The sequence below is a fragment of the Psychromicrobium silvestre genome, from assembly GCF_013408295.1.
GTDB lineage: Bacteria > Actinomycetota > Actinomycetes > Actinomycetales > Micrococcaceae > Renibacterium > Renibacterium silvestre.
In genome coordinates this window covers 17,868-34,502 of record NZ_JACBYQ010000002.1, presented here as the reverse complement: position 1 = coordinate 34,502, position 16,635 = coordinate 17,868, and the positions used below count along the sequence as shown (strand labels likewise).

Sequence of the window (16,635 nt, the reverse complement as noted above, 5' to 3'; positions counted from 1 at the left end):
CTTGGCTGTCTATCCGAAAGGAACTCTGGTGTTCAGCTCTTGGTCTCGTCCTGTGCGGGTGGTGGTGGTTGGTTGTGGTCCTGCTGGTGTGTATGCGGCGGATTTGTTGACGAAGTCTGAGCGGGTTAAGAGTGGTGGGTTGGTGGTGAGTATTGATGTGTTTGATCGGTATCCGGCGCCGTTTGGGTTGATTCGTTATGGGGTTGCTCCTGATCATCCGCGGATTAAGGGCATTATTGGGGCGTTGCATAAGGTGTTGGATCGTGGGGATATCCGGTTTTTTGGCAATGTTGATTATGGTGTTGATCTGTCGTTGGCTGATTTGCGGAAGCATTATGATGTGGTGATTTTTGCTACGGGTGCGGTGGATGATGCTGCGTTGAATATTCCTGGTATCGGGTTGAGGGGTTCTTTTGGGGGCGCTGATTTCGTTTCGTGGTATGACGGGCATCCGGATGTGTCGCGGGAGTGGCCGTTGGATGCTGAGCAGGTTGCGGTGTTGGGTAATGGGAATGTGGCGTTGGATGTGGCGCGGGTGTTGTCTAAGCATGCTGATGATTTGTTGGTGACGGAGATTCCGGAGAATGTGTATGCGGGGTTGAAGGGTTCGCCGGTGACGGATGTGCATGTTTTTGGTCGTCGTGGTCCGGCGCAGATTAAGTTCACTCCTTTGGAGTTGCGTGAGCTTTCGCATTCGCGTGATGTTGACATCATTTTGTATCCGGAGGATTTTGAGTTTGATGAGGCTTCGGATGAGGCGATTCGGAGTAATAATCAGGTGAAGACGATGGTGAATACGTTGACGAATTGGTTGGTGGAGCAGCCGGAGGAGTCGAGGGCGTCGCGTCGACTGCATTTGCATTTTTTGCATAATCCGGTGGAGGTCCTGGGTGAGGGTGGTGTGGTTACTGGGATCAGGTTTGAGCGGACTGAGTTGGATGGCACCGGGAATGCTCGGGGTACAGGGGAGTTTTTGGAGTATCCGGTGCAGGCTGTTTATCGGTCGATTGGGTATTTCGGTTCGGCGTTGCCGGAGGTTGAGTTTGATGCCGGTCGTGGTGTGGTGGTTAATGAGGGCGGTCGGGTGTTGGATGCGGAGGGGAAACCTGTTCCGGGTTTGTATGCGACGGGGTGGATTAAGCGTGGTCCGGTGGGGTTGATTGGTCATACGAAGGGTGATGCTTTGGAGACCGTGACGTGTGTGTTGGAGGATTTGGAGGGGTTGCCGGTTGCTGAAGTACCGGGTGAGGATGCGATTACGGGTTTGTTAGAGGCTCGTGGTGTCCGGTACACGACGTGGGAAGGTTGGCATGCCCTGGACACCCACGAAAAAAACCTCGGACATCATTGGAATCAACAGGGGCGCGGCACCTTGGAAGGGCGACCGGTGGTTCGCGAACGGATTAAAGTCGTTCCCCGTGAGGACATGATTCGAGCCAGCCGGGGCGGGGCCGCGGTCTAGGCCGTTGTCTCAGGATTCGAGACAGCGGCGTAACGTCAGGACGCATCGACGGGCATTTGGCTAGGGTGATCTGGTCAGTCGGCCCCAGGCCACCGTCGAAAAAAGGCAAGTACATGAGTTTGATGCGCACGAAGTCCGTTGAACAATCCATCGCTGATTCGGCGGAACCTGGACGCACTCTTAAGAGATCCTTGAGTACCTGGGATCTAATGATTATGGGCGTTGCGGTGGCAGTCGGGGCGGGCATCTTCTCGGTCGGTGCCAAGGCAGCCGCCCATAACGCCGGGCCCGCTGTCACGGTCTCCTTTATCTTGGCTGCTATTACCTGCGCGGCGGCGATCATGTGTTACGCCGAGTTTGCCACCGTAATGCCAGTGACCGGCAGCGCTTATGTCTTCACCTACGCCACCATGGGCGAGTTAATGGCTTGGATTATCGGCTGGAACCTGATCCTGGAGCTATTAATGGCTGCCTCGGTGATCGCCAAATACTGGGGTGTTTATCTTTCCGACTTCCTCAAAGCGATCAATATTCCCTTGCCCGCGGAGGTTCCAGTCTTTGGCCTGACCCTGTATTGGGGACCGCTCATCGTGGTCGCCATTTTCACCCTGGTCCTGGTGCTGGGCACCAAGCTGTCCGCTCGGGTCAATAATGTGGTTACCGTGATCAAGATTGCGATCGTGCTCTTCGTGATCGTGGTGGGGCTCTTCTACGTCAAGGCGCAGAATTACACTCCCTTTGTGCCGCCGAGCCAACCGGTTTCAACGAGTTCCTCGAACTGGGCTGAACAGCCGTTCCTGTCCTTCCTCTCCGGTTCGACGCCAGCGATGTACGGCTTTACCGGAGTGATTTCGGGTGCTGCGCTGGTGTTCTTCGCCTTTATCGGCTTCGATGTGGTCGCCACCAGTGCTGAAGAGGTCAAGAATCCCAAGAAGACCTTGCCCCGGGGCATCTTTGCCGGCCTGGGAGTGGTGACTGTCCTCTACATTCTGGTGACCCTGACGGTAACCGGAATGGTTCCTTATACGGAACTGGCTCAGGCTGAGGACCCCTCGCTCGCCTCAGCCTTCCAGCTAGTCGGTGCCGACTGGGCCGTTGTGGTGATCGCCCTGGGCTCGCTGGTTGGCCTGACCACGGTGATCATGGTGCTTTTGATGGGTCTTGCCCGGGTCTCGATGGCGATGAGCCGAGACGGGCTGCTGCCACGAACACTATCCCGCACCTCGGAAAAACGTTCCACCCCGGCTCGCACCCAGATCATCTGCGGTGCCCTGGTGGCTATTTTGGCGGGATTCACTCCCATCGAGTTGCTAGGCGAGATGATCAATATCGGGACACTGTCGGCCTTCGTCATGGTCAGCATCGGCATTCTGGTGCTGCGACGTAAGCGTCCCGACCTCAAGCCGTCCTTCAGGGTTCCCTTCGGCCCGGTGATACCGGTGCTCTCGGCGGTGCTGTGCACATACCTCATGTTCAACCTGGCCACCCAAACCTGGGTCTTCTTTGTGGTCTGGCTGGCCTTGGGCCTGGCGTTCTACTTCAGCTACGGTCGCCGGAATTCACGCCTTGGGCGCGAGCAGAAGCTGCGCGCCGAAAAAGAACTCGACTCAGTGGAACTTGGCGGTTAGCCAGACCGCAGCGGCGGCACAGATTGCTGCGGCAGCGAACATGGGCAACCAGTAAAGACCCATCCCCAGCATTAAGCTGCCCAGCAAGAGCACCATGGTGGCGATCATGAAGGTTGCCGCCAGGATTGCCAGGGCAGCTGCCGCGTGCACCGGCCGGAGCTGGAATTTGGGTTTGGCCTTAGCTTCGGGGTGGAAGTGTCGTGGCGCAATGGTCTGTTCAATAAGGTCGGTCAAGGGATTATCTCCTGCAAAAAGTTGTTCGTTCCATATATTAGTAGCCCTAACTTGGTTTTCGTGACGCTTGTCAAGGAAAAAATCTAAATCCAAGTCTTTTGACGTAATGGTCGAGTGCCGCGATAGTCTGCAAAGGTGAGCCAAGGATTTGTTGCAGATGGATTTCAGCCGCTTGCGGACGCTTTCGATTCGCTTTTTGAGGACGGCTTGGACGACGGCGCCTCGCTAGCGGTCTATCAACACGGGAAAGCAGCACTAGACCTTTGGGGCGGTGTTGATCCGCACGATGGAACCCCGTGGGGGAAGGACAGCGCCACCATCGGGTTCTCCACAACCAAGGGAGCGGCGACGATTATGTTGCTGCGCCTGGTGGAGCGCGGCTTGATTGACCTGGATGCCCCGGTATCGCACTACTGGCCGGAATTCGCGGCAAACGGTAAGGGCCAGATCACCGTCCGGCAGGTCACCCAACATCGTTCGGCGCTGCCCTTCTTGGCCGGACCGGTCGAGGAATTCTTCACCCCCGGTTTGGCCGAAGCAACTATCGGTGGGCAGGCTCCGGCCTATCCGGTGAACTCCTACTTCAACTACCACGCGGTGACCTTCGGTACCCTCATGGGTGAGATCATTTATCGGGTCTCGGGGCAACGGGTGGGTGACTTCTTCGCGGCCGAAATCGCAGGGCCGCTCGGCTTGGAATTCTGGATCGGCGAGCCCGAGTCCGTGGAGCCGCAGTTCCGCCGGTCCACTTATAGCGCAGATATTCAGCTACCTCCGGAAGTGCCAGCCGAGATGCTGGCGCAGCTTCCGCCCGCAGTCTCAGCCGGTGTGGAGACGACTCAGCAATTAATGAGTCTGTTCACCCCGGACAGCCGCCAGGCGGGGCCGAATACCCTGGCTTATCGCCGGGCGCAGATGGCCGGAGCCAACGGGGTCAATAACGCCCGGGCGCTGGCCCGAATGTATGCGGCCGTGATCGGCGAGGTGGATGGCATTCGGCTGCTCTCGGAAGAGACTGTTGAGCAAGCCCGTCGTTACGCGACCGCCGATATTCAACGTCCACCGCTTCCCGATGGCACCGCCCAGGATCAGCCGCGCTGGGGAGTGGGGTTCCAGCTGGAGCATCAGGGTGAGCCGATGCTGGCAGAAGGTTCCTTCGGGCACGCCGGGATGGGCGGGCGCTTGGGCTACGCGCATCCGGAGAGCGGAATCGCCTACGGCTATGTCGGCCAACGAATGTTCTTCGATCCCAGCGGGGCTTCCGACGAGCGGCATCTGCGGCTCCAGCGAGCCCTGCGCGGGATTGTTTTTAACAAGTAGCTCTTTACGTGAGGAAGGGTTACATAGGAAGGGCGGCTCCCAGGAATCCTGGGAGCCGCCCTTCCTTATGTAACACCGTCTGTAGCTCTGTCGGTGGTAGCGAACGCGTTCCGGATAGTCCGTTGACTTCGCGATAGTCAACTAGCCAGTCTCTGGGCTATCCCGAGGCTAGTGGGCTATCGCGAGCCGTGGACTCCGAACTCTGGAGCCCGAAAATCCTCGGAGTCCGGAGCCTCCGAAACTACTGAGCGCCGTCGTGCTCGCCGGTCAGTCCACCCTGAGCCAGGGCGCCGTCTACCGAGCCCTGATCGCCCGCGCCGAGGTTAGCTCGCAGCTTGGCGCCGAGGTCGGCGTCAACGTTGGTCCAGTACTGGATGGCGCGTTCCTTGATCTCAGCGTTTTGCACCCCGCCAACCGCTCCGGTGATGGTCTCCAAGAACCGGGCCTTGGCGCCGTCGTCGAAAACCTCGCGGTACAGCGTGCCGGCCTGGCCGAAGTCGCTGTCCTCGGCGTGCAGGCGAGCGGCCGCAATGGTCAGCTCGCCGTCATTCTCCCAGCCGCCAGCCTGGAACTGCGACTCGTCGGCTGCCGCACCGCCCTTGGAGTTCGGTGCATAGTTCGGGGTGGCTGCAGAATTGAAGTGGTAGCGTGCTGCACCGTTTTGCGAGTAGTTGTGCACCTCGTTCTTCGGGGCGTTCACCGGCAACTGGGCGTGGTTGGTGCCTACCCGGTAGCGGTGAGCATCGGCGTAGGAGAAGATTCGAGCCTGCAGCATCTTGTCCGGCGAAGCGGCAATGCCGGGCACGAAGTTCGACGGCGCAAAGGCGGCCTGTTCGATCTGTGCGAAGTAGTTCTCCGGGTTCTTGTTCAACGTCATGGTGCCGACGTGAATCAACGGGTAATCCTTCTTCGGCCAGACCTTGGTGAGATCGAAGGGATTGAACCGGTATTCCTTGGCGTCCTCGTATGGCATCACCTGGACGTGCAGTTCCCAGGAGGGGAAGTCGCCCTTGTCGATGGCTTCGTAGAGATCGCGGATGTGGTGGTCTCCGTCGGAGCCAGCCAGCTCGGCTGCCTGCTCGTTGGACATACCTTCAACGCCCTGATTGGTGTGGAAGTGGTACTTCACCCAGAAACGCTCACCCTCGGCATTGATCCACTGGTAGGTGTGTGAGGAGTAGCCCTGCATCTGGCGCCAGGACAATGGTAGGCCACGATCGCCCATCAACCAGGTCACCTGATGTGCGGACTCTGGAGAGAGCGTCCAGAAATCCCATTGCATATCGGCATCGCGCAGATTGGAACCCGGCAGGCGCTTCTGCGAGTGGATGAAGTCGGGGAACTTGATACCGTCGCGGATGAAGAAGACCGGGGTGTTGTTGCCTACCAGGTCGTAGTTACCCTCGGAGGTGTAGAACTTAATGGCAAAACCGCGGGGGTCACGCCAGGTGTCGGGGGAGCCCTGCTCGCCGGCCACTGAGGAGAACCGGATTAGCATTTCGGTCTCGGCACCGGGCTGGAAGAGCGCAGCCTTGGTGTATTTGGAGATATCTTCCTTGGTAACGAAAGTGCCGAAGGCGCCGCCACCCTTAGCGTGCACAACGCGCTCCGGGACGCGCTCTCGGTTGAACTGGGCCAGCTTCTCGACCAAGTAATGGTCGGTCAGCGCAATGGCACCATCCTGGCCTACGCTCTGTGAATGCGCATCGGACTGAACCGGGGCGCCGGACTGGGTGGTCGAGCTTATTGGATCGGTCATGACTCTCCTTGTGTTGTATTTCTTTGCGGTGGAGTGAAATCTTGTCCAGTGAAATCCTGGCTGGCACAATCGACGCAGAGCCCTGAGAAGGTGACTTCTGCACGGAAAATAGTCATGCTGGACTCGGCATCTAAGCAAGGGGCGTGGCCAACGGCGCAATCGATATCCTCGATCATCCCGCAGCGGATACACACGGCATGGTGATGGTTATCGCCCACCCGAGTTTCGTATCGGGCTGGACCGGAGGTTGGTTCGATTTTGCGCAATAGACCCAGCGAGGTGAGATCGGCCAGCACGGTGTAGACGCTCTGCAGAGTCAGCTCGGTCAGCTCGCTTTTCGCGGCCCGCCAAATGTGCTCGGCGTCCAGATGCGGAGCCGAATCTGCTGCCGTGAGCACCGCGATGCGTTGCCGGGTGACCCTGCGGCCAGCGGACCGCAGGCGGGATTGCCAGTCCCGCTGCACGGCCTCTTCTGCGGCATTGGTGCCTAGCGTCACACTCACCCAACCAGTCAAACACTTATTCTGAGTGATTCGTAATAAGGTGAACCTAAGTCTTCTACACTGCCGGGATGGAGGGCTCTGCTGGAGCATTCTCTGTTCGTTGCTTGGCCGCTCGGCGAAGCCGAGAGGCCGTTTCGATCCGCTGCCCGGCATAGGTGGCTCCGATGATCAAAGCGGCACCCGCTGCGCCTAGCCAGCCGAGCAGCTCCCCGCCAAGAGTGACCCCGATCAGCACAGCCCAAACGGGTTCAGTGCCCATCAGCAAGCTGGCGCGGGAGGGTGAGGTTTGCCGAATGGCCCATAGCTGCACCAGAAAAGCGAAGACACTGCAGGCGAGGCCCAGGTACAGGGCGCCTAGCCATTGCGGGAGCTGAAAATTCTGGATTGCGGAGCCGAGACCGGAGGGATCCAGTGCTGAGAAAACAAGCACGCACACCACAGTCTGAATCAAAGTGATGCTGAAGGAGCTGAAGGGTTTGCGCTGGGTGAGCCGCCCCATCAGGGTGACATGGAAAGCACGCACCCCGGCAGCCCCGAGCATCAGCAGGTCACCGAGATTCGGAGCCCGAAAACCATTGCCGGAGACTAATAGGGCAACCCCGACCACGGCAAGAGTGGCGGCTATGAAGAACGACGGCGGCAACCAGGCTCTGTTGGAAGCCGACTCTAGCAGCGGGGTAAAGATCACCGTGAGGCTAATGATCAACCCGGCGTTGGTGGCACTGGTTCCGGCCACGCCATAGGTCTCCAACAGCAAGACGGATGCCTGGCTAAGCCCGAGTATCGTTCCAACGATCAACTCGGCACGGCTGGGCAGCTTCCTCGTCTTCCACCACCACAGCGGCAGTAGAGCCAGTGCGGCAATGCCGAACCGGATTGAAAGCACGGCGGGCACACTCGCCTGCTCGGTGAGCTGCTTTGCTGCCAGGTAACTACTGCCCCAGACCAGTGCAACGCAGAGCAGCAATACATCGACGCGAGTGCTGGACCAGGTTCTTTGTTCGCGTGGGGGAGTCATCCTCTTAGCTTCGAAGCAAATATTAGGGAAAACAAGGTGTTGTTTTAGTGTGCAATACATTAGTTTGAACTAATGGAACTTGCGCAACTACGAGCGCTCCGTGAGTTGCGAGACCGGGGCAGCATTGCCGCCGTCGCCCGGGCTCTACGGGTTACTCCGTCCTCTGTCTCTCAGCAGCTCAGCGCCCTGGCGCGGTCAGCAGGCTGCGCCCTGACCTATAAGGACGGTAGGCGCACCGCACTCACCGACGCGGGGCAGGCGCTGGCTGCCGCGGCGGTCGGGGTGGAGGCAGCGCTCGAATTTGCGGCCGAGGCGGTGCGCACCTTTCAGGAAGAACCGGCCGGGCGGGTCAGCATTGCCGCTTTCCACAGTGCGAGCTGGGCGCTCTTCCCCGAACTACTGGCAGAGTTTTCGACGGCGAACGGCACCGAAGTCTCCTTCTGCGACGAGGATGTGGCTCAGGAGGATTTCCCGAAGCTGGTCTCAGATTACGATCTGGTGATTGGGCATCGGCTCGCCAATGGTTCGCCCTGGCCGGTCTCCGTGAGGGTAGAACCGTTGTTCTATGAACCGCTGGACGTCGCGATGCCGGTGAGCCATCGGCTGGCAGCTAAGGGTTCACTCGAAGTCTCGGATCTGCGCGATGAGTCGTGGATCGCCGTGCATCAAGGCTTCCCCCTGCGCGGAGCTATCGAACTCATTTCCAGCCTTTGCGGACAGGAGGCAAAGATTGTTCATCAGATCAACGAGTTTTACGTCACGGCCAGGCTCGTGGAAGCCAGCGATTGCATTGCCCTGATGCCTCGGTACACGATTGAGCAACGCATTTATCCGGGTCTTGTGCTCAAGCCGCTAGTCTTCCCCCAATTGGGCCGACAGGTGGACTGCCTGATGCGCCCGGAAGTTATTCAACGCGGCAATGTGCAGGCGGTGCTCCAGAGTTTGCACCGGATCTCGGCGCAGTTGTTGAACCCCTAAGCGCACCGCCTTCCCTTACCTCGCTGCGCTCGGCCAGGGAACCCTGGCTGGGGCCACGCAGCTGAGGGCACCGCTGCGAGGTACGAGCCGTGGGAGGCTGAGGGGATACCGCGCACTGCCTTCCCTTCCCTCGCTGCGCTCGGCTAGGGAACCCTGGCGGTACGCTTAGGCGGGTGAGAAAGTTGCTTGCGGACATTAGTCCGCTTCGGGAGAGCCCTGCTTACCGTCGGCTGTGGACCGGTGTTGCGCTGTCCTCCGTGGGGTCGCAGTTGACCCTGGTGGCCATGAGCTTGCAGGTTTACTCACTCACTCAGTCAACGTTCGCGGTCGGGCTACTTGGGATTTTCTCGCTTGTCCCGCTCATTATTGCCGGGCTCTACGGCGGCTCCATCGTCGATGCCCACGACCGGAGACGAGTGGCGCTCATCTCCTCAGTGGCGATGTGGCTGATCACCATCGGAGTTGCCGCTCAAGCCCTGTTGCAGTTAGGGCAGCCCTGGATTCTCTACGTTTTTGCCGGGCTGCAAAGTGCGGCCATGGGTATTAACCAATCGGCGCGCAGCGCCATCATTCCCCGCCTGGTGCGGCCGGAACTGCTCCCGGCGGCCAACGCGCTGAACATGATCGTCTTCGGTGTGGGCATGAGCATCGGCCCCCTGTTGGCAGGATTCCTGGTGAGCAGCATTGGTTACGGCTGGACCTATCTGATCGATGTACTCACCTTCACCGCCTCACTCTGGGCGGTGTTCAGCCTGCCGAAAATGCCGCCCGAGGGAGAGCCCCATAAGGCGGGACTGCGATCTGTTTTCGAAGGATTCCGGTTCCTGGCGCTCCGCCCCAATATCAGAATGACCTTTTTAGTTGACCTCTGTGCCATGATCTTCGCGATGCCGCGGGCGCTCTTTCCTGCCATCGGCGCGGTCTGGTTAGGCGGCGGCGATGCCACCGCGGGGCTGCTACTGGCCGCCGTGGCCATTGGCTCGCTGCTCGCCGCGCTGTTCTCCGGCCCGCTCGGCAAGGTTCGCAAACAGGGTTTAGCTGTGGGAATTTGCATTACCATCTGGGGTGGTTCGATTGCCGCCCTTGGCCTCGTACTGCTGCTGGCGGGTAAGCACCAAGGGGACGGGAACTCACCCTGGCTGGTGGCCGCCGTCGCACTACTGATCATTTCCGGCATAGCCGATTCGATCAGCGGAGTTTTCCGCTCGACCATCCTGCAGTCAGCCACCCCCGATCATCTGCGCGGACGGCTACAGGGAATCTTCGTGGTGGTGGTTGCTGGAGGCCCGAGACTTGGTGATCTTTTTGCCGGGAGCAGCGGGCAATTGCTGGGTGAGGCTATGGCTGCGCTGATCGGCGGCCTGCTCTGTATTGCAGCGCTCTGGTTGCTGCTGCGCTTGCAGCCCCGATTCCTTCGCTATGACGCGAGAAGTCCCGAGCCGTAAGTGTGAGAATAGGGGTATGCGCTTGATCCTAATCCGACACGGCCAAACCCCGTCGAATGTCCGCAGACTTCTTGATACCGCTCTGCCCGGACCGGCTCTGACCGAGCTAGGAGAACAACAGGCTCAGGCTCTGGTGCCGGCTCTCGCGGAACTGCCCCTGGACGCCATTTATGCCTCGGTTGCACTACGCGCCCAGCAGACCGCTCAGCCGCTGGTAGAAGCCCGCGGCTTGGACCTGCAGGTCCGTGAAGGGCTGCGCGAGATCTCTGCGGGGGACTTGGAGCTCGCCGGAGACCTTCCCTCAATCAAGAGCTATCTCAAGGTGGTCTATGCCTGGTTGCTGGGCGAGCGCGAACTGCGAATGCCGGGCGGTGAAACCGGCGCCGAGGTGCTGAGCCGATTCGACGAGGTAATCCGGGAGATTTCTGAGGCGGGCCTGCAGAATGTGGCAGTGGTCAGTCATGGTGCGATGATTCGTGCCTGGGCCGCCTGCCGGGCAGCGAATACGGACCTGGAAAACCCGCAAAAGTACGATTTGAGCAATACCGGCATGGTCATTCTGGAGAACAGCGGCGGCGACGCCGAACGACCCTGGAGAATCGTTTCCTGGATCGGTGAGCCAATAGGCGGCCCGGAACTCGCCGACACCCACCACGATGGTCCTGAGATCGAAGAGGTGAACGCTGAAACGCGCTAAGCCGAAAGCTCCCCAGCTCGGCGAGAAGAAACAACGCAGACCCGGCACCCGGGCTGGTTCCGTCGCCGTGCAGAAAGTCAGAGAGCTAGGTCCGCTTTCGCAGGTCCGCTGGGATCGGATTATTTTACTGATAGTGGCACTGATCCTGCTCGCCGTCGCCGCCACCTTGAACACCACGGTTTACAGCATGAATATCGTGATCGGGTTGCTGCTGGCGGCGGCGCATGCTGGCAGCCTGTTATTGAGCTATTTCCGGCCCTTCCTCGGAATGATCGCCTCGCTAATCTCTGTTTTGCTGATTGCCGCGGCCCTGGAGCCCAGCAGCACCTCGGCCAAGCCTTTCACCATCGTCGGCATGCTGACCCAACTCATCATCCTGGCAATCTGCGGCCTAAGAGCACCTTGGTACGTTGCCGCTCTCGGTTGGCTGGGCAGCTTGGGAGCCGTCGCAATAGGTGGATCCAGGATCGGAAGTCTATTTTTCACCGCCAATGAGACCGGGAACCTGGTGGTCTTCGCCTCGGTGGGGTTCGGCCTGGTGGTGGCTTCCTGCGTCGCCCGACAGTGGCAATTGATCCGCACCCAGCTAACCGCGGAACGGAACGTCAGCGCCGCGGAAGCAGCGCGTCGTCAACTGGTGGAGGAACGGGCCGGGATAGCCCGAGAGCTGCACGATGTGGTGGCACATGGCATGTCCCTGGTCACAGTGCAGGCCACCACCGCGCGCTACCGCTACCCGGGGATGGATGAGAAGGTTGCCGCGGAGTTCGAGGAGATCGCCGAACATTCACGCCGGGCGATGACCGAAATGCGGCATATGCTCGGGGTGCTGAGGGCGGAGAACACCGATAAGGAAACCGTGCCGCAGCCCGGCGCGGCTGACCTGAAGGCTCTGGTGGAGTCAATCCGGCGAGCCGGAATCGCCGTCGATATCTCCACTCCCGCGGGCTTTGATCCTGGCCCCATTCTGGGCTTAACGGTTTATCGGATTGTGCAGGAAGCGCTGAGCAACGTGGTGCGGCATGCGCCGGATTCTCGCGCCACGGTGCGAATCACCCAGCCGGGGGAGCGGATTGTGGTGCTAGTGCAGAACCGCCCCGCCGTGCTGAATTCCAGCGAACATAGCGGCGGGCACGGTCTGATCGGCATGCAGGAGCGGGTGCAAGTGATGGGCGGTACGCTCAGGTATGGGCCAACCGACGACGGCGGCTTCCAAGTAGAAGCCCGGCTGCCCCGGATACTGGGGCCGGCAACAAACGAAAAGGCGGGGAAGCGGCCATGACGATTACCGTACTGCTGGCAGACGATCAGGCGATGGTGAGGGCCGGTTTTGCCGCCTTACTGAACGCGCAACCCGATATTGAGGTTCTTGGCCAGGCCGAAAATGGGGCGGAGGCGGTATCCATGTGTGCCAAACTGCATCCCCAGGTAGCCCTGCTCGATGTCCGGATGCCAGAGCTCAATGGCTTAGAGGCTGCTTCTAAGATCATCGCTGGCGGATATGGCACCAGGGTTCTGATGCTGACCACCTTTGATATCGACGACTATGTCTACGATGCCCTGGCCCTAGGAGCCAGCGGATTTCTGTTAAAGGATGCCTTGGCGGACGAACTGGTTTCTGCGGTGCGGATCGTCGCGGCCGGAGAAGCCCTGCTGGCACCGAGCGTGACCAAGCGATTGATCGAGAATTTCAGCAAGAGCCGTCCGCGAGCCGCCGTGCACACCGCGAGGTTGAACGGCCTGACGGATCGGGAGCGTGAGGTACTCACTTTGGTGGGCCGTGGCCTGTCCAATCAGGAGATCGCCGCCGAACTCTTCATTGCGGAGCAGACCGTGAAAACCCACGTTTCAAAGGTGCTGAACAAGCTTGATTTGCGCGATAGGGTGCAGGCCGTGGTGCTGGCTTATGACACCGGCCTGGTGGAACCCGCCTGACTCGGCAGCCGTGACCTCGCCGAGTGTGGAGATCTGCACGTTTTGGAGTGGTCTTAGGATGCAGATCTCCACACTCGATGTGAGTTAGAGGTTCTGGACTAGCTTGAACTGAGCGCCGGTGGGGTCGGTCAACCCGGCGATCCGTCCGAAGGGAGTGTCCTCGGCCTCGTTGATGACCTGTGCACCCAGCTCAAGAGCCTTAGCAATGGTTTCATCGGCATTTTCTACCTCGAAGTAGATCTGCCAGTTGGAAGGAACACCCTCCGGCAGGAACGAAGCGGAATCCATGATGCCCGCTTTCGCATTGTCGCCTTCTCCAAGGGTGGAGTAGCGGAACTCATCGGTATCGGAGAGGGTGGCAGTCTGCCAGCCGAAGACGTTCTGGTAGAACTTCAACGCCTCCGAGTAGTTCTTGCTGTGCACCTCAAACCAAGCGGGTGCGCCGGCTGCTGCCTGCAGCTCAAAGCCGGTATGGCCGCCGAATTCCCAAACGCCAACTGAGGCACCGGCCGGATCGCCGATCATCGCCATTTTGCCCTGTTCCGGGACCTCCATAGGAGGCAGATATACCTGGCCGCCGTTGCCCGTGGTCAGCTCAATCGTCTTATCGATGTCATCGGTACGCAGGTAGGTGCTCCAAACATCCGGATAGCCGGAGCCGGGTTCATTGGCCATTAAGCCGGCTACGCTCTTGCCGTCCTTGAACGCCACGACGTAACCGCCGTACTTTTCTTCGTCGCCGGTTTCGTAGGTCCAGCCGAAGAGCGTGGCATAGAAGTTCTTGGATTTCTCCGGATCTGAGGTCATCAGATCGACCCAGCAGGGCGCGCCAGCCGGAATTTCAGATTCAGACATCATTACTCCTGTTTCTTGACGACCTGTGCCGTCTCACCTTGACCTTATGCCGAGGTACCGACCGTTTCAATATCTGCCTCCAGGGAGCTAGCTGTGAGCCCTGGGCTGCTACCGAGGTAGTGCCACCGAACAGCTCCGCTGGGCGATGTCTCCGGCGCAACCGTCTCCATAGTCTGCAAGCAGAGACGGAACTCGGCAACTCGACAAGGAGACGATTGTGAGCACGGCCAAGATTCAGCCGCTTCCCCAGTATTCAACCAGCCAGCAGAAAAAGCGCGACGACGTGGTGGACCTTGCGCGGGCGGCCTGCCTGTTGGTGGTGGTACTTTTCCACGGCCTCATGATGGGCGTGCAACAGGGAGCTTTGGGCTGGCAGGTGACTAATGCCTTTGAGGGGCAGGGTTTCTTCGCGGTGCTTTCCCTGTTCCTGCAGGTGATGCCGCTGTTCTTCATCCTGGGTGGCTTTTCAAGCTACGGTGCTTGGCAGCGTCGTCGTGCCGCCGGGATATCAGCGGCCAGCTTTGTCCGGGAACGGCTATTGCGGCTGGCGAGGCCCTCGTTCATTGTGTTCGGGGTAGTCGGAGCGAGCCTGGCACTGCTGGCGCTTTTGGGGGTCCCACTGGATTTGCTGAGCCAGATCGGGTTCAGAATTTCGCAGCCTATGTGGTTTCTGGCTGTATACCTGGGTTGCTCGGCGGTGGTGCCGTTGATGGCGGCGGCTCATCGCCGAGCCAAATGGCCAACCGTATTCGCTTTACTGATCGCGGTGCTGGCGGTTGATTTAGCCCGGTCGGCAAGTGGCATCGAGGCTATCGGCTATTTGAATCTGATCTTCGTTTGGGCGCTGATGCAGCAGCTCGGCTTCTTTGTTGCTGAAGGTATTCGATTGGGTAAAGCCGTGCTGCTGACGTCCTTCGGACTGTCCCTAGGAGCTCTTTTGCTTGGCGCTGTGCTGGGATTCTGGCCTCTGGACATGTTGCAGAACCTGAATCCGCCGCGCTTCCCCCTGCTTTTACTCGGAGTGGCCCAGCTCGCCCTAATGGAATTGCTACGCCCACGTTTACAAGCCGCCGTCGAACGGCCTTCGGTACGACGAGTGAGCGACTTCGCCAATGCCAAATCACTGACCATTTACCTGTGGCATGCTTCGGTGATGGCGGCGCTGATCGGCGGAATGCTGATCCTCGGAATGCCTATGCCGGAGCCGCTCAGTCCAGCTTGGTGGGCCAGCCGAGTAATCTGGTTGCTCGCCCTGCTCGTGGCACTCATTCCGGCGGTGGCATACCTGAGCCGTTTCGAGAAACTGCCCGGTAATCTGAATGCGGCTCAGCCTCCCCGACACGCAGCTACGGCAACCGCGCTGGCCGTTACCGCCGTCGTCCTGGTCTTGGCCTTGGGGGCTAGCCCGGTGGCCTGGATGCTGGCCAGCGTTGCTCTGACGACGGCGGTGGGCTTGGTTAGCGCAAATTCACGAACTGCAGGTCTGCGTCCTCGAAGTTTTTCAAAAGAGACATGGTGGCCTGCAAGTCGTCGCGCGATTTTGAGCTGACCCGGAGTTCGTCACCCTGGATCTGGGCTTTCACGCTCTTGGGGCCTTCATCGCGGATCAACTTGGTGATCTTCTTGGCAATATCTTGGGCGATGCCCTCTACGATTGAGGCTTCCAAGCGGTACTCCTTGCCGGAGGCAAAGGGTTCCCCAGCGTCAAGGGATTTCAGCGAGATGCCGCGTTTGATGAGTTTGCTTTCAAAGACGTCCAGAACCGCTTTGACCCGCTCGTCCGAGTTTGCCTTGAGCAGGATCTTTTCACCGCTAAAGTCGATCTCCGCGCCGACGCCCTTGAAATCGTAGCGCTGGGCGATTTCCTTCTGCGCTTGGTTCAGGGCGTTGGCAACTTCTTGCTTATCGACCTTGCTGACTACATCGAATGTGGAATCGCTCGCCATCATTCCTCCTCATTGTTTCGAATTCTTTGGCTCCCAGCTTATCCCCACAGCCTCCCAGTGTTCGTGCCTCACACCGGGGCCCTTGGCTGTGTGGGCCCAGCCCGAGGGCCCCGAACACGTTCGCGATAGCCCAATGACTTCGGGATAGCTCAGGGTCGCGACATTGGGCTATCGCGAGGTCAATAAGCTATCGCGACCGAGGAGGCGGCTCGGCGGAGAAGGGGGAGCGATTCGACGGAGCGGCGGGGCGGCTCGGAGAACCAGACCAGAGAACTACCGAAAATCAACCTCAGGGCTGATGCGTTCAAAGCAGTTCTCAAGGTTATCTGAAGTAGGAACAAATCTGGCCTCGTCAGAGTAGTACTGAAGGCAGAACTAGAAAGGAGCACGGGATGGCCCCGAAAGGACGTCGCTACATTGTTCGAGGAGCTAAGGCAGCGGCTGGCACGATGCTGGCAGCAGCGACGGTGGCCGCGATGACGGCCTTCGCTCCGGTGCCGACCGCGCCGGTGAGCACCACGGCGCGAGTTGCCGGGGTGCATCAGGACTTAGCCCGAGCGATCGCCTTGCGACAGGTGACCCCGGAGCAGGCTAGCAAGTTCGAACAGCGCCTCTTCAAACGGCTCAATGAGGATGATTCCTGAGCCCATTTTCGACTCCTGATCGTGGCGATTCGATTCTGAGCCAGTTGTTCTGTAAAGTTGTGTTGCTCCCTCAGGGGAGTCGCTCATGGCAGATTACCCGAGCGGCCAAAGGGGGCTGACTGTAAATCAGCTGGCAACGCCTACGGGGGTTCGAATCCCTCATCTGCCACCGAGTATGAAGGCCCGGAATCATTGAGATTCCGGGCCTTCT

Annotated in this window: 16 protein-coding genes and 1 tRNA gene; 11 read left to right on the top strand and 6 right to left on the bottom strand. The window is 59.5% G+C overall.

The window, feature by feature from the left end; translation table 11 throughout:
* Position 1: 1 nt before the first annotated feature.
* Both FHU41_RS08210 and FHU41_RS08205 read left to right on the top strand, forming a co-directional pair.
* A complete protein-coding gene (locus FHU41_RS08210) occupies positions 2–1,462 on the top strand; it encodes an FAD-dependent oxidoreductase (protein WP_246279580.1) in 1,461 nt (486 codons plus the stop codon).
* A 113-nt stretch (positions 1,463–1,575) separates the two neighbouring features.
* Positions 1,576–3,090 (top strand): APC family permease, encoded by a 1,515-nt coding sequence (locus tag FHU41_RS08205; RefSeq protein ID WP_179389214.1) that lies wholly within the window; start codon positions 1,576–1,578, stop codon positions 3,088–3,090.
* On the opposite strand, the gene FHU41_RS08200 is transcribed toward FHU41_RS08205, so the two are convergent.
* Complete coding sequence (locus tag FHU41_RS08200; protein ID WP_179389213.1) at positions 3,070–3,324, bottom strand: hypothetical protein; 255 nt, start codon at positions 3,322–3,324, stop codon at positions 3,070–3,072. The genes FHU41_RS08205 and FHU41_RS08200 overlap by 21 nt on opposite strands.
* A 135-nt stretch (positions 3,325–3,459) precedes the next feature.
* Between FHU41_RS08200 and FHU41_RS08195 the strand changes: the two genes are divergently transcribed.
* Positions 3,460–4,644, top strand: a complete 1,185-nt coding sequence (locus FHU41_RS08195) for a serine hydrolase (RefSeq protein WP_179389212.1) — start codon at positions 3,460–3,462, stop codon at positions 4,642–4,644.
* A 241-nt stretch (positions 4,645–4,885) separates the two neighbouring features.
* Here FHU41_RS08195 and FHU41_RS08190 read toward each other — a convergent pair whose 3' ends face one another.
* The 3 genes from FHU41_RS08190 to FHU41_RS08180 are packed head-to-tail and all read right to left on the bottom strand — an operon-like array spanning position 4,886 to position 7,924.
* Positions 4,886–6,403 carry a catalase gene (locus FHU41_RS08190; RefSeq protein WP_179389211.1) on the bottom strand — a complete coding sequence of 506 codons (1,518 nt, stop codon included), beginning with the start codon at positions 6,401–6,403 and terminating at the stop codon, positions 4,886–4,888.
* Entirely contained in the window at positions 6,400–6,906 is a 507-nt protein-coding gene (locus FHU41_RS08185; RefSeq protein WP_425503281.1) for a Fur family transcriptional regulator, read from the bottom strand. The genes FHU41_RS08190 and FHU41_RS08185 overlap by 4 nt, the downstream gene beginning before the upstream one ends.
* A 55-nt stretch (positions 6,907–6,961) precedes the next feature.
* Complete coding sequence (locus FHU41_RS08180) at positions 6,962–7,924, bottom strand: DMT family transporter (protein ID WP_179389209.1); 963 nt, start codon at positions 7,922–7,924, stop codon at positions 6,962–6,964.
* Positions 7,925–7,996: 72 nt separating this feature from the next.
* Here FHU41_RS08180 and FHU41_RS08175 point away from each other — a divergent pair, with 72 nt between their 5' ends.
* The 5 genes from FHU41_RS08175 (at position 7,997) to FHU41_RS08155 (ending at position 12,979) form a co-directional block, all read left to right on the top strand.
* Entirely contained in the window at positions 7,997–8,902 is a 906-nt protein-coding gene (locus tag FHU41_RS08175) for a LysR family transcriptional regulator (protein WP_179389208.1), read from the top strand.
* A gap of 173 nt (positions 8,903–9,075) precedes the next feature.
* Positions 9,076–10,347 (top strand): MFS transporter, encoded by a 1,272-nt coding sequence (locus FHU41_RS08170; RefSeq protein WP_179389207.1) that lies wholly within the window; start codon positions 9,076–9,078, stop codon positions 10,345–10,347.
* A gap of 16 nt (positions 10,348–10,363) precedes the next feature.
* Complete coding sequence (locus FHU41_RS08165; RefSeq protein ID WP_179389206.1) at positions 10,364–11,044, top strand: histidine phosphatase family protein; 681 nt, start codon at positions 10,364–10,366, stop codon at positions 11,042–11,044.
* Positions 11,045–11,111: 67 nt separating this feature from the next.
* Complete coding sequence (locus FHU41_RS15290) at positions 11,112–12,326, top strand: histidine kinase (protein WP_179389205.1); 1,215 nt, start codon at positions 11,112–11,114, stop codon at positions 12,324–12,326.
* Entirely contained in the window at positions 12,323–12,979 is a 657-nt protein-coding gene (locus FHU41_RS08155; protein WP_179389204.1) for a response regulator, read from the top strand. The genes FHU41_RS15290 and FHU41_RS08155 overlap by 4 nt, the downstream gene beginning before the upstream one ends.
* 84 nt (positions 12,980–13,063) lie before the next feature.
* On the opposite strand, the gene FHU41_RS08150 is transcribed toward FHU41_RS08155, so the two are convergent.
* Positions 13,064–13,834 (bottom strand): VOC family protein, encoded by a 771-nt coding sequence (locus FHU41_RS08150; RefSeq protein ID WP_179389203.1) that lies wholly within the window; start codon positions 13,832–13,834, stop codon positions 13,064–13,066.
* A gap of 217 nt (positions 13,835–14,051) precedes the next feature.
* Between FHU41_RS08150 and FHU41_RS08145 the strand changes: the two genes are divergently transcribed.
* Positions 14,052–15,383: an acyltransferase family protein gene (locus FHU41_RS08145; protein WP_179389202.1), complete on the top strand. Its 1,332-nt coding sequence runs from the start codon at positions 14,052–14,054 to the stop codon at positions 15,381–15,383.
* On the opposite strand, the gene FHU41_RS08140 is transcribed toward FHU41_RS08145, so the two are convergent.
* Positions 15,292–15,780: a YajQ family cyclic di-GMP-binding protein gene (locus tag FHU41_RS08140; RefSeq protein WP_179389201.1), complete on the bottom strand. Its 489-nt coding sequence runs from the start codon at positions 15,778–15,780 to the stop codon at positions 15,292–15,294. The two genes, FHU41_RS08145 and FHU41_RS08140, sit on opposite strands and share 92 nt — an antisense overlap.
* A 392-nt stretch (positions 15,781–16,172) precedes the next feature.
* Here FHU41_RS08140 and FHU41_RS08135 point away from each other — a divergent pair, with 392 nt between their 5' ends.
* Together FHU41_RS08135 and FHU41_RS08130 are read left to right on the top strand one after the other, a co-directional pair.
* Positions 16,173–16,424: a hypothetical protein gene (locus tag FHU41_RS08135; protein ID WP_179389200.1), complete on the top strand. Its 252-nt coding sequence runs from the start codon at positions 16,173–16,175 to the stop codon at positions 16,422–16,424.
* Between the two features lie 87 nt (positions 16,425–16,511).
* A tRNA-Tyr gene (locus tag FHU41_RS08130) sits at positions 16,512–16,593 on the top strand.
* The last annotated feature ends 42 nt before the right edge of the window (positions 16,594–16,635 follow it).

Coding starts and splice junctions, on each gene's coding strand:
- FHU41_RS08180 (WP_179389209.1), bottom strand. CDS start 7,924: ATGACTCCCCCACGCGAACAAAGAACCTGGTCCAGCACTCGCGTCGAT.
- FHU41_RS08165 (WP_179389206.1), top strand. CDS start 10,364: ATGCGCTTGATCCTAATCCGACACGGCCAAACCCCGTCGAATGTCCGC.
- FHU41_RS08190 (WP_179389211.1), bottom strand. CDS start 6,403: ATGACCGATCCAATAAGCTCGACCACCCAGTCCGGCGCCCCGGTTCAG.
- FHU41_RS08205 (WP_179389214.1), top strand. CDS start 1,576: ATGAGTTTGATGCGCACGAAGTCCGTTGAACAATCCATCGCTGATTCG.
- FHU41_RS08150 (WP_179389203.1), bottom strand. CDS start 13,834: ATGTCTGAATCTGAAATTCCGGCTGGCGCGCCCTGCTGGGTCGATCTG.
- FHU41_RS08155 (WP_179389204.1), top strand. CDS start 12,323: ATGACGATTACCGTACTGCTGGCAGACGATCAGGCGATGGTGAGGGCC.
- FHU41_RS08175 (WP_179389208.1), top strand. CDS start 7,997: ATGGAACTTGCGCAACTACGAGCGCTCCGTGAGTTGCGAGACCGGGGC.
- FHU41_RS08135 (WP_179389200.1), top strand. CDS start 16,173: ATGGCCCCGAAAGGACGTCGCTACATTGTTCGAGGAGCTAAGGCAGCG.
- FHU41_RS08140 (WP_179389201.1), bottom strand. CDS start 15,780: ATGGCGAGCGATTCCACATTCGATGTAGTCAGCAAGGTCGATAAGCAA.